This window comes from Caldicellulosiruptor kronotskyensis 2002, assembly GCF_000166775.1.
Classification (GTDB): domain Bacteria; phylum Bacillota; class Thermoanaerobacteria; order Caldicellulosiruptorales; family Caldicellulosiruptoraceae; genus Caldicellulosiruptor; species Caldicellulosiruptor kronotskyensis.
In genome coordinates this window covers 996654-1011313 of sequence record NC_014720.1, presented here as the reverse complement: position 1 = coordinate 1011313, position 14660 = coordinate 996654, and the positions used below count along the sequence as shown (strand labels likewise).

General features: G+C 42.4%; 3 protein-coding genes. All 3 read right to left on the bottom strand.

The window, feature by feature from the left end; translation table 11 throughout:
* Window positions 1-77 precede the first annotated feature (77 nt).
* The 3 genes from CALKRO_RS04280 to CALKRO_RS04270 all read right to left on the bottom strand — a co-directional run bounded on the left by CALKRO_RS04280 (window position 78) and on the right by CALKRO_RS04270 (window position 14315).
* Window positions 78-4508 carry a glycoside hydrolase family 48 protein gene (locus CALKRO_RS04280; protein ID WP_013429870.1) on the bottom strand — a complete coding sequence of 1477 codons (4431 nt, stop codon included), beginning with the start codon at window positions 4506-4508 and terminating at the stop codon, window positions 78-80.
* Between the two features lie 610 nt (window positions 4509-5118).
* On the bottom strand, window positions 5119-8970 hold the full coding sequence (locus CALKRO_RS04275) for a glycoside hydrolase family 44 protein (RefSeq protein ID WP_013429869.1): 3852 nt from the start codon (window positions 8968-8970) through the stop codon (window positions 5119-5121).
* Between the two features lie 155 nt (window positions 8971-9125).
* A complete protein-coding gene (locus CALKRO_RS04270) occupies window positions 9126-14315 on the bottom strand; it encodes a glycoside hydrolase family 48 protein (RefSeq protein WP_013429868.1) in 5190 nt (1729 codons plus the stop codon).
* Between the last annotated feature and the right edge of the window lie 345 nt (window positions 14316-14660).

Genomic DNA, 14660 nt, shown 5'->3' with positions numbered 1-14660 from the left:
CCATACAGGATTTTAGCGAGGCAGCACATCATACCTATAGTTGTGCTACCCCGCTAAATTTTCATTTACCTACTTAATTATTGATTGCCAAACAGTATTTCATATGTTGCATTAGCTATTGCTATGTCGCACTGTGCCCAGAACCTGTGATATCTGAACTCAGGTGCCTGCCCTGACTTGTATGCCGCCTCTAACTTCGGCCAATCAGGATCTTGTTTATACTTGCTCCTTATGTCTATAAACTTAACTCCACTCTTTATTACATCTCCATTCGGCATCTTCCCTGTCCATCCTGCAGGTATATATACCTCTTGCTCAAAGAACCTCTTGTAGTCCGCTCTCTTCTCTGGCGCTGACAATCCCTTCTCATCCCTGTACAACTTCCACATCCTGTCCAGCAATTCCTTCGCTAAATTCTTCGCTCCCTCATCAAATACCCCATACTTCTTCGTCCCTGCACTATAGTACAACAACGCATTCGCCAATGACGCTGTTATTCCTAAGTCAGTACCATAGTCCACTACCTTAACATGTAAGTTGCTATTCCCTGTATACGCCCCGTTCCATGTATCAGGTTGTCCGCTCCAATCAAGCGTCGACGGTATCGCAAACGTACCATCACTATTCAACTTCACTACACTCTTAACCCAGCTTACCCACTTCTCAAGCAGTGCTCCTGCGTCCTTATCTCCTGTCACATAGTAATACTCCGCTACCCTCTGCATAGACCATGCCTGGAATCCAAACCATGTGTTGCTCCCAGGATCATGATATACCGGATTCGGTTCATATGCCATTCCATAAAATGTTGCTGTCCCTGCTGGATACTTCTCATATCTGCCATTCCATGAATTTGTCGCGCCTCCTGCTATCGCTCCCTCCGCTGACTGTAACCACCTGTAAAATTCTATCTGCCTCTTCAAACTCTTTGCCCAATCGCTCGCTCCATTCGGCGACTTCGGCTTCATATCACTATCATTCGCTAATGCCCATGCCGCCATCGGATTCTGATATCCAAAGTGCACATGGCTGCTCCCTATTTTCCATGACCATGCTCCATCCAATGCTCCACCCCATGCATAATACCATGATAGCAGATAATGTGCACTGTCATACCCCGTTCCTCCAGCCGCATTCTTATCCTGACATCCTAATGGCTTGAAATACTTGTCAAACATCGCATACCTTAAATAGTCTCCCATCTTCGCTGCCTTCGCTACATAGCTGCTTATATCATTAAACTTACCTTGCTCCTTCGCCCATACTTTCGCCCAATAAGTAGCCTGAATAGCTCTCGCATCAGCATCTGGTGCATCCGTATATCTCCATTGCTTCGAATAGTTCTGATCCTTAATAAACAAATCTAAAAATCCATTCGGTCCGCCCCACTTGAATTCCTCCCAGCTCGGATGTGGCACCGTCTCCCATACAGACTCCTCAGGCCCTCTCTGGAACGTGTTGATAAATGATGCCCGACTTACTCCGTCCCCTCTCTTGCCATATCCATACCAGTTGTCTACGTCCATCAACCAGTGCATACCATACATTAATGTGCTACCATATGTGCTCACAAGTTCATTATGCAACGGGTCTTTGCCAACAGGTACATTAAACTCCAACGGCGATGGATACTTGTCCGGTGTCTCCCACTCCCCTGCGTATGTCGCTGGCTTGTTAGGATCATATGACCTCATCGGCTGATCTTCCGCTGATGGTATCATATACTTCTCTAATGTGTCCCATGCTGTCTTAAATTTGCTCCAGTCACCTGTTAACTTACCATACACTGCCTCTAACCATACATAGTACGAAAATGCCTCACTCGTGGTCAAATGACCATAATCAGGTGCTTCGCATATCAATGTCTCTACCGAATGATATGGTATCCCATCCTGGTTAAAATACCCGTTCGCAGGATCATGTATCTTGTTCCATAACCACATAAACCTCTGCCCATATTCGCCAAGCACACCCGGTGTGCTGCTTGGCGTCGGTGTTGGTGTTGCTGTTACTGTTGGTGTCGGGGTTGGGGTTGGGGTTGGTGTTACTGTCGGTGTTGGCGTCGGTGTAGCAGTTGGTGTCGGTGTTGGTGTTGACGTTGGTGTTGGGGTAGGTGTTACTGTTGGAGTTGGAGTTGGAGTTGGTGCTGGTGTAGGTGTCGGTGTCGCTGTCGCTCCACTCGGCTCCTGTCCCCATACCAATACTCCATCTATATACGCAGTTACCTTCGTATTCTCTCCATAATTCGTCATGCTCTGCATCCATGACCAGTCATTCCCCTGATTGTAATTGCTCCAGTCACTCTTGTTAAACCTTATCTGTATCTCCCCTGTGTCTTTACCAGCCTGCAACTTCCCAGCTCCACTCTTAAATCCTATCTCTAAATAATAGTCCGCTCCACTTACACTACTGCTCAGCTTCACAAACTTGAATGTCACATTGCTTGCTCCTATCTGGGCCCAGTCTGATATCGCACTCTGTGCCTTGTCCCCATCTACCGTGTACCAGTACCTTATCGTTACTCTGCTCAAATCTATGCTGCTGCTTCCAGTGTTCACTACCTTCAACCATGGCCTTATCGTGTTTGTTGTGCTATTTGTCTCCTTGTTTGCATACAATACCTTTATCTGTCTACCTGCTAAAGGTGTGCTGCTCGGCGTCGGTGTTGGTGTTGACGTTGGTGTTGGGGTAGGTGTTACTGTTGGAGTTGGAGTTGGAGTTGGTGCTGGTGTAGGTGTCGGTGTCGCTGTCGCTCCACTCGGCTCCTGTCCCCATACCAATACTCCATCTATATACGCAGTTACCTTCGTATTCTCTCCATAATTCGTCATGCTCTGCATCCATGACCAGTCATTCCCCTGATTGTAATTGCTCCAGTCACTCTTGTTAAACCTTATCTGTATCTCCCCTGTGTCTTTACCAGCCTGCAACTTCCCAGCTCCACTCTTAAATCCTATCTCTAAATAATAGTCCGCTCCACTTACACTACTGCTCAGCTTCACAAACTTGAATGTCACATTGCTTGCTCCTATCTGGGCCCAGTCTGATATCGCACTCTGTGCCTTGTCCCCATCTACCGTGTACCAGTACCTTATCGTTACTCTGCTCAAATCTATGCTGCTGCTTCCAGTGTTCACTACCTTCAACCATGGCCTTATCGTATTAGTTGTGCTATTTGTCTCCTTGTTTGCATACAATACCTTTATCTGCCCACCTGCTAAAGGTGTGCTGCTCGGCGTCGGTGTTGGTGTTGACGTTGGTGTCGGTGTCACTGTTGGGGTTGGAGTTGCTGTTGGTGCTGGTGTGGGTGTCGGTGTTGGTGTTGCTGTTGATGTTGGTGTTGGAGTCGGTGTAATAGTTGTAGTTGGAGCTGGTGTTGTTGATGTCCCTGATGCTTCTATTACTGCCCAATAAGCTGGTTTTGCACTGTAATCCTCAAAAAACAATAATGGCCAATCATTTTTGCCGTTAAAAGATCTTAACCATGAATAATCATCTTTTAATCCCCAAAATGTTACACATTTTACAACATTCGTATACTTCTTTAACATTGTAAATAATTCTTTGTACTTCTGAGCTTGCTTCTGAAGTAAGTCCTGTGGGGGTGTCGAATAGTTTTCGCTTGATCCGTAATTGTATAAACTCATATCAAGCTCTGTTATATGAATTTCTATGCCCGGTATTGAACTGAATAACTTTATGCTGTTCTCTATTTCGCTAACTGAAGGCCAGTTAACATTTATATGGCATTGCATTCCAATACCATGTATTGGTATTCCTTTTGATTTTAAATTCTTAACCATGTTGTATATAAAATCTCTTTTCTTGGAAATCTCAGTATTATAGTCATTATAAAATAGCTTTGCGTTGGGATCTGCTTCATGTGCCCATATAAATGCTTTCTCAATGTATTCTGGTCCACAAATCTCATACCATGTCGACCGCCTATAACCATCAGACTGATTCTCATCAATGGCTTCATTTACAACGTCCCATGCGTATACTTTTCCCTTATACCTTCCTACAACATCATATATATATTGCTTCAATCTTGCTAACAATGCATCCTTGGTTAACCTTTGTCCACTGCTGTCTTTAAAAAACCAATCAGGCGTCTGGCTGTGCCATACTAAAGTATGTCCTCTAATTCCTATATTGTTCGTATTCGCAAAGTTTACAAAGGCATCAGCAGTGCTAAATCTGTAATTTAGACCTGTACTTGTTTGCCCAGCTAATAAACTTTCTGGCTTCATTTCATTCTCTGCTGTTATACTGTTAAAATGTTTTAATACCATCCTCCTGTCTGTATCGTTGCTCAAACATTTTGCAGGTATTGCTACACCTATCCTAAAATCATTCTTATAACTCTCATACAAACTTGGAATGCTCCAGTCAGGTGCTGCTTTGGTTTCAATTGGATAATAACTCATCGCACCAAACAAACAAACACCTGCTACAAATGTAATCAATACCACGTGAGCTATAATTTTAACTAATTTCTTCATCATATTATCTACTAACCTCCTCTTTCTATTTTATTTTTTATTTTACATTAAGATATAATCATTATAAATAATATTTTTTAAGTTCCAATAATAGCTACAATTCCGCGCTATAAACTAAAGCCTGTAAAACCTAAGCTCTGGTGCCTGCCAAGATTCACATGTCAACTCTAACTGCTGCAAACTTAGATCCTGTTTTACTTTCCCCTTAATCTCTTTAAAATCCCAATTCGTCTCTTTATTACCTTTTCACTTGGTAGTTCTCCTTTAAATCCTATCCGGTATAATTATCTCATGCTCAAAGAAACTTTTAAAGTCTACTCGATTCTCAAGCTGCAACAGTATCAACTATCAAACAACTCCATTAAACTCTTATTCCAGATTTCCTCTTCCCAAGCTACACGCCTGTCTCTTCATTATTTGCTGGATATAAACACTGTCCTGCACTTTGTAACGCCTATGGATAAATACATACCATATATTGTTATTGAAATCATGACAGCAATACCACACATTCTGCAAATAATATAGCAATGGCACCATAGCCAACATAAACATCTATCCTTATGAAATTGTCTAAATTACTTTAAATGATTTATTTAGTTTGTATAGATGTTTAATACAAAACAATATGATAAACTGTTAAATTAGGTACCTCAATAGTTAAAACATTGTTTTTTATATTATCCATACTTCCCATTTTTCTGACAATAGGACTATTACTGTCAAAACCATAAATTTCTGCTTTTGTATAGTTTTTTGAGCTTGTAATGCTGATCTTCGCAGGCAATTTTTTGTCATAGTTTCTGTTTATTAGAATAATATGAAGTTCAGATTCATCCTGCCCATTTATTGAGGCATAAACTGGCATATTTTCAACATCACTTGTATTAGCACTTACATTTGTATTGCCATATTTTGAGCCTTTTCCATCATAATTAAGATAAATGTTATATGCAGCCGCTGCATAACTACCAGAATCGCCCCATCTTGCTGCAAAGTACACTCCATATTTACCAAATATACCAAGAACATCAGCTAAAGCAATTCCCCCTGAAATATGATTTCGACCGCCATAATCGAATTCGCTAATAGCAAGTTTTGTACCAGGATAATATTTCTCTATGTCCGCATTTATGGTTGGAATTATAGGCAAATAATCTGAAAACCACTGGTTTATCCAGCTGTTCTCACCAGCTGTAATTTGCCCTTTCACTGATGTTTTATAGGTCGGGTCCCATAGTGTTCTTGGAGCTTGCATCCTAGCTATAGCAACTTCTTTTGATGTGTCATTTTCGCCATCAAAGCACACGCGAATATTTCCACCTCGTGCCTCTGGATACCAGTGTAAATCAAGCACATCTAATAATCTTTTTCCATAACTGTCTGATGCTTTTTTCATCTGTTCCAGATACCAGCTTATAAACCATCTATGATCTCCTTTAACTTGATTCCAATCAGGCGCATCTTGGAGACTATAATAACCCATAAACCCATATGATGCATATCCAAAAACTTCAGCTGATGGATCAAGGGTTTTTATAACTTTTGCCAGTTCAACAGATTTATCAATCAACTCTTTGCATGTGACCTTATTAGGATGTATACGTGGATGTGTTGATGCCCACAAATCAGGCTCATTATCAAGTATATACCCTTTTATCCCGGTAGGTGAAGAAGCCATTCCGTATTTGTTTATCAAATAATTTATGAATTCATCCATATAAACAAAGTTATCATTCAAGTCTGGATTCAAAGATAAAGGAGCATCCTTCTTAAATTTTACCTCTGCCCACCTGTTAGATGGAGCTGTTTCATTTTCACTAACAGTACCATAATTATCTTTTGACACATATCCTGCCATTTGCAAAGTTACAGCAGAATAAGCATTATTTTTAAGGGAATACTCATGAAATTTAGATACCACTGCTGCTGGAACCTTCGCATCTTCACCAGAAATTCCCATGCTCCAGCACAAATAATCGTCACTTGAATGATACCAATCGTTCCCCGCATTTGAAAAGTTGTTTTCCCAATTGTATCCTGTTAGTCTGTTTCCACCTAACCTTCTTGCAGGATGAACTACACCTTCAATATCCTGGTTTGCACCATAAATGTACGGGCTAATTGGTGACCTATCTTTATTTGTATTTATTGCTATTTCAATAACAGCCGACGATGGTGATACTGTTGGTAATGGAATTGACGTTGCCGTTGATGTTGGTGTTGATGTTGGTGTCGGGGTTGGGGTTGGGGTAGGTGTTACTGTTGGAGTTGGAGTTGGTGCTGGTGTAGGTGTCGGTGTCGCTGTCGGGGTCGGTGCTGCTGTCGCTCCACTCGGCTCCTGTCCCCATACCAATACTCCATCTATATACGCAGTTACCTTCGTATTCTCTCCATAATTCGTCATGCTCTGCATCCATGACCAGTCATTCCCCTGATTGTAATTGCTCCAATCACTCTTGTTAAACCTTATCTGTATCTCCCCTGTGTCTTTACCAGCCTGCAACTGCCCAGCTCCACTCTTAAATCCTATCTCTAAATAATAGTCCGCTCCACTTACACTACTGCTCAGCTTCACAAACTTGAATGTCACATTGCTTGCTCCTATCTGGGCCCAGTCTGATATCGCACTCTGCGCCTTGTCCCCATCTACCGTGTACCAGTACCTTATCGTTACTCTGCTCAAATCTATGCTGCTGCTTCCAGTGTTCACTACCTTCAACCATGGCCTTATCGTATTAGTTGTGCTATTTGTCTCCTTGTTTGCATACAATACCTTTATCTGCCCACCTGCTACAGGTGTGCTGCTCGGCGTCGGTGTTGGTGTTGCTGTTACTGTTGGTGTCGGGGTTGGAGTTGGGGTTGGTGTTACTGTTGGAGTTGCTGTTGGTGCTGGAGTAGGTGTCGGTGTCGCTGTCGGGGTCGGTGCTGCTGTCGCTCCACTCGGCTCCTGTCCCCATACCAATACTCCATCTATATACGCAGTTACCTTCGTATTCTCTCCATAATTCGTCATGCTCTGCATCCATGACCAGTCATTCCCCTGATTGTAATTGCTCCAATCACTCTTGTTAAACCTTATCTGTATCTCCCCTGTGTCTTTACCAGCCTGCAACTGCCCAGCTCCACTCTTAAATCCTATCTCTAAATAATAGTCCGCTCCACTTACGCTACTGCTCAGCTTCACAAACTTGAATGTCACATTGCTTGCTCCTATCTGGGCCCAGTCTGATATCGCACTCTGCGCCTTGTCCCCATCTACCGTGTACCAGTACCTTATCGTTACTCTGCTCAAATCTATGCTGCTGCTTCCAGTGTTCACTACCTTCAACCATGGCCTTATCGTATTAGTTGTGCTATTTGTCTCCTTGTTTGCATACAGTACCTTTATCTGCCCGCCTGCTACAGGTGTGCTGCTCGGCGTCGGTGTTGGGGTAGCAGTTGGTGTTACTGTTGGTGTTGGTGTCGGTGTTGGTGTTGAAGTAGGTACTGAAGAGGCACCAATCGCATTAGTTTTATACCATTGCCCCCATGGAGTTGGATTATTGGGGTCCCAATTGTTTACCATGTCCAAGTACCCCACATAGCTCGAATTGCCACACCAAGACCAGCTAAAAAGTCCTATCTTGTATTGTTTTGCATACCTGACAATAGTTTCCTCGTCAGGGTCACCATCTGTATGCTGATGCCCAAACTCCCCAATAACTAATGGCAGCCCTTTCTCCACAAATGACTTGATATATTCTTCTACCTTGCTCGCTGTATTGTATACACCGTACATATGAATCGAAAATACCAAATTGCGCAGCGGATCTGCTTCCATTATGCTCTGGGCATTGTCTCTCATAGTATTAGACCAATCCTGCCCCCAGTTCGGTGCATCAACCATTATCGTGTGCTTGAACCCTGCATCCCTTAGCGCTTTTATAGCATTCTTCGTGTCATTAATCCAGTTTTGATAGTTATTGTTCCCATACGGCTCATTACCAATGTTTATTATAACAAAATCCTCATTGCCTTCTAACACACTCTTTATCTCTTTCCAATATTCTACTGCTTGCGCCAATGAACATGCTGCACCGTCCTCACCATATCCTGTCGTGTCGTGAACTTCTAATACAATGGCTCTGAATCCAAGACTTCTTGACAATGATATAATATTTGCTACTTCACTTGCTGGTATCTTCGTCCATCGATAGCCATTACTCAGCACTACCCTCACAGAGTTCATACCCCATGACCTTATCCCTCGCAATGCCGTCTCAAGTTTATCTCTGTACCAGCAATGTGCGTGATTTGTTCCTATTAATGTGCTAGTATCTATCTTCACTACTCCATCATTAGATGTAGCCGCACCAACTTTGGGTAAATTCGTTACATTTGCTATAAACAAAATGTTCAATAAAAAAACAACTGTACATAGTATACTCAACCATTTCTTTCCCATTTTTGTTTTTACTCTCATCTTAAAACCTAACCCCCTCTTTTTTATGCATTTTTGCCATTATACCTCTTTATTTTTTGTACTATTTTTTAAACACCTCCATACAGGATTTTAGCGAGGCAGCACATCATACCTATAGTTGTGCTACCCCGCTAAATTTTCATTTACCTACTTAATTATTGATTGCCAAACAGTATTTCATATGTTGCATTAGCTATTGCTATGTCGCACTGTGCCCAGAACCTGTGATATCTGAACTCAGGTGCCTGCCCTGACTTGTATGCCGCCTCTAACTTCGGCCAATCAGGATCTTGTTTATACTTGCTCCTTATGTCTATAAACTTAACTCCACTCTTTATTACATCTCCATTCGGCATCCTCCCTGTCCATCCTGCAGGTATATATACCTCTTGCTCAAAGAACCTCTTGTAGTCCGCTCTCTTCTCTGGCGCTGACAATCCCTTCTCATCCCTGTACAACTTCCACATCCTGTCCAGCAATTCCTTCGCTAAATTCTTCGCTCCCTCATCAAATACCCCATACTTCTTCGTCCCTGCACTATAGTACAACAACGCATTCGCCAATGACGCTGTTATTCCTAAGTCAGTACCATAGTCCACTACCTTAACATGTAAGTTGCTATTCCCTGCATACGCCCCGTTCCATGTATCAGGTTGTCCGCTCCAATCAAGCGTCGACGGTATCGCAAACGTACCATCACTATTCAACTTCACTACACTCTTAACCCAGCTTACCCACTTCTCAAGCAGTGCTCCTGCGTCCTTATCTCCTGTCACATAGTAATACTCCGCTACCCTCTGCATAGACCATGCCTGGAATCCAAACCATGTGTTGCTCCCAGGATCATGATATACCGGATTCGGTTCATATGCCATTCCATAAAATGTTGCTGTCCCTGCTGGATACTTCTCATATCTGCCATTCCATGAATTTGTCGCGCCTCCTGCTATCGCTCCCTCCGCTGACTGTAACCACCTGTAAAATTCTATCTGCCTCTTCAAACTCTTTGCCCAATCGCTCGCTCCATTCGGCGACTTCGGCTTCATATCACTATCATTCGCTAATGCCCATGCCGCCATCGGATTCTGATATCCAAAGTGCACATGGCTGCTCCCTATTTTCCATGACCATGCTCCATCCAATGCTCCACCCCATGCATAATACCATGATAGCAGATAATGTGCACTGTCATACCCCGTTCCTCCAGCCGCATTCTTATCCTGACATCCTAATGGCTTGAAATACTTGTCAAACATCGCATACCTTAAATAGTCTCCCATCTTCGCTGCCTTCGCTACATAGCTGCTTATATCATTAAACTTACCTTGCTCCTTCGCCCATACTTTCGCCCAATAAGTAGCCTGAATAGCTCTCGCATCAGCATCTGGTGCATCCGTATATCTCCATTGCTTCGAATAGTTCTGATCCTTAATAAACAAATCTAAAAATCCATTCGGTCCGCCCCACTTGAATTCCTCCCAGCTCGGATGTGGCACCGTCTCCCATACAGACTCCTCAGGCCCTCTCTGGAACGTGTTGATAAATGATGCCCGACTTACTCCGTCCCCTCTCTTGCCATATCCATACCAGTTGTCTACGTCCATCAACCAGTGCATACCATACATTAATGTGCTACCATATGTGCTCACAAGTTCATTATGCAACGGGTCTTTGCCAACAGGTACATTAAACTCCAACGGCGATGGATACTTGTCCGGTGTCTCCCACTCCCCTGCGTATGTCGCTGGCTTGTTAGGATCATATGACCTCATCGGCTGATCTTCCGCTGATGGTATCATATACTTCTCTAATGTGTCCCATGCTGTCTTAAATTTGCTCCAGTCACCTGTTAACTTACCATACACTGCCTCTAACCATACATAGTACGAAAATGCCTCACTCGTGGTCAAATGATCATAATCAGGTGCTTCGCATATCAATGTCTCTACCGAATGATATGGTATCCCATCCTGGTTAAAATACCCGTTCGCAGGATCATGTATCTTGTTCCATAACCACATAAACCTCTGCCCATATTCGCCAAGCACACCCGGTGTGCTGCTTGGCGTCGGTGTTGGTGTTGCTGTTACTGTTGGTGTCGGGGTTGGTGTTGACGTTGGTGTTGGGGTAGGTGTTACTGTTGGAGTTGGAGTTGGAGTTGGTGCTGGTGTAGGTGTCGGTGTCGCTGTCGCTCCACTCGGCTCCTGTCCCCATACCAATACTCCATCTATATACGCAGTTACCTTCGTATTCTCTCCATAATTCGTCATGCTCTGCATCCATGACCAGTCATTCCCCTGATTGTAATTGCTCCAGTCACTCTTGTTAAACCTTATCTGTATCTCCCCTGTGTCTTTACCAGCCTGCAACTTCCCAGCTCCACTCTTAAATCCTATCTCTAAATAATAGTCCGCTCCACTTACACTACTGCTCAGCTTCACAAACTTGAATGTCACATTGCTTGCTCCTATCTGGGCCCAGTCTGATATCGCACTCTGTGCCTTGTCCCCATCTACCGTGTACCAGTACCTTATCGTTACTCTGCTCAAATCTATGCTGCTGCTTCCAGTGTTCACTACCTTCAACCATGGCCTTATCGTGTTTGTTGTGCTATTTGTCTCCTTGTTTGCATACAATACCTTTATCTGCCCACCTGCTACAGGTGTGCTGCTCGGCGTCGGTGTTGGTGTTGATGTTGGTGTCGGTGTCACTGTCGGTGCTGGTGCCGCTGTCGCTCCACTCGGCTCCTGTCCCCATACCAATACTCCATCTATATACGCAGTTACCTTCGTATTCTCTCCATAATTCGTCATGCTCTGCATCCATGACCAGTCATTCCCCTGATTGTAATTGCTCCAATCACTCTTGTTAAACCTTATCTGTATCTCCCCTGTGTCTTTACCAGCCTGCAACTGCCCAGCTCCACTCTTAAATCCTATCTCTAAATAATAGTCCGCTCCACTTACGCTACTGCTCAGCTTCACAAACTTGAATGTCACATTGCTTGCTCCTATCTGGGCCCAGTCTGATATCGCACTCTGTGCCTTGTCCCCATCTACCGTGTACCAGTACCTTATCGTTACTCTGCTCAAATCTATGCTGCTGCTTCCAGTGTTCACTACCTTCAACCATGGCCTTATCGTATTAGTTGTGCTATTTGTCTCCTTGTTTGCATACAATACCTTTATCTGCCCACCTGCTACAGGTGTGCTGCTCGGCGTCGGTGTTGGTGTTGCTGTTACTGTTGGTGTCGGGGTTGGGGTTGGGGTTGGTGTCACTGTCGGTGTTGGAGTTGGAGTTGGTGATGGTGTAGGTGTAGGTGTTGGTGTTGGCGTCGGTGTCGATGTTGGCGTTGGTGTTGGTGTAGCAGTTGGTGTTGGTGTTGGAGTCGTTGTTGCTCCAGAAGTTCCTGGTTCCACACCCCATACTTTCACATCTCCATCATAAAGTGGAATATATTTAGTTTTAACAACTGAACCACTAGAAACTCCCTTTATATCCTGGAAAGAATAGTCGTTAGAATTATCCCACTGTACATTCTGTGGTGCTGCAATTCTGAATTGAACTTCTTTCTTATATTTGTCTTGACCACCTGGATAAATCAATGTGCCAGTAAAGTCTACTAAAATGTAGTATATATTTTTGCTTGCATCCCATACATAAGGTCCACTTACTTTTGCACCTTGATTATAATTAGTGCTCAAGGTTAATTGATCTGGTGAATATCCTGCTTTAATTAATTCACTCAGGTCAACAAAATATCTAAATTTAAGCTTATCTGTTGCTCTAGCAGGCCAACCACTTTGGTTATTAACTATCGCTTTAATTTCAATAAAGTTAGTTCCGGATGCATTTATACCAGCTTCAACAAAGAATTCGTCGTTTGTTGGAGTTTCAATAGCTTTGAAATCTGGTATTGGATTCCCACCGTACAATTGATACATCTTTGCTAATGCACCCACAAACCCTGCATTATAATCACATGCAACCTCATTGTTCACATAGTTACTTATATCATCTGTGTAGCTATCATCAGAGCCTGGACCACCAACAAGCGCTCCATATAATGTATGTCTGTGATATGAAGGTATACTCTGACTGTCTGCCCATGAGCTATGAGCAGTTCTGTGATGCGGTCTCTTTGGTGGATTTGTACCAAATCCAACAACAAAGCTTCTTCCAGCTGAGCCTAACGCATAATCAATCTGGCTTTCTCCAAATTTTCTATATATTTCTTTTTTTGTACTTGGACAGCCAACCCAATCGCTATAAACGAATGCCAAAAATGCTGTAGTTGTTGCATATCTCAACGAACCCCATTGATCAAGCCATGCTAATCCTTTTGGTGTATACTTAATCCTTTCACCATTGTATCCTGTAGTCCAGTAATCTAAGTGACTTTCAATAATTTGTTTATAAATATCCTTGCCGGTAATTTTTGCTAACAATAATGCCGCTCCATTGTGAACATCATCCCAGCAATGAGCCCACTTGTAGTCAATTGTGTTACTGCCAGAAATTTTGGGCCAATTTTGGACATATGACTCAGCTTTTGTGAGATATGTTGAATCATTTGTTGCCAAATACAACCAAACTGCTGCCCAAGAAAGCTCATCATAGAAACCGCTCCATGAATTGTAATATCCATTTGCAGCAGTGTAACCTGCATCGCTTTTTGTAATTTCTGCAAACTCATATAAATCTTTTGCATGTTGCAAATATGTTGCTGCTTTAGTGGGATTTCTGTCTTTCAAAACAATTGAAGCTGCTGCTAAGGAAGCTGCTGTCTCTGCTACTACTGTAGATCCAGGACTGCTCTGGGTGACCTTAAATGAAGGTCTCTCCATTTGCATAACCTCAGCAGGCCCCCACCATGCATGATCCTTACTTCCATCCCCAACCTGGTAATAGTATACATATTTGCTTGGATGACATTTTACAAAATAGTCATTAACCCATTCGATTTGATTTAAGATATGTTCCAATTGACCACTCTTAACAAAAGCATCTTTGTACTCATACACAGCCCATGACAACATTGTACCAGTGTATGACATTGGAAGGTTAAACTTGACATGATCACCTGCATCAAACCAACCACCTGTCAAATCAAGTCCATTGTCTTGACCATCCTTCAATGCTGAATCGCCACGCCAGTTGTTGCGTACCCAACTCGGAAGTTTACCAGACATTTGAAATTCGTAAAACATAATAGCTTTTTGTAAAGCTTCCCCATAGTTAAATGAACCAGCTTTAACCTCCTGCCATGGTTTAACCCCATATATCACTCCTAAAATAAATATGAAGGTTACAACCATGGCAATAATTCTTCTGTAACGCTTCATTAATCTCTAACCTCCTCATTCAATTTATTTCGATTTTAATTGTATAACTAAAATGGATAGATGACAATTGATTTTTTTTGTCTAATTTGTTTGTTTAATTGTCTAAAATGCAGTACAGCTTAAATATTTTTGATTACTTAGATATACTCATATTTCTGATATTTTTTTTATTGCAAAATTATAGTATAAATGTTTCTAATAATTTGTATTATTTTGCTCTATCGTGAGTCAAAAAAATACAACATGATATTAAGTTGTTAAGTGGAAACCAAATAAATTTATTCGACGTGAAAATAATTGTTATATTTTATTGATTAAATTAGGAAGTGATAATAAATTTTTTGT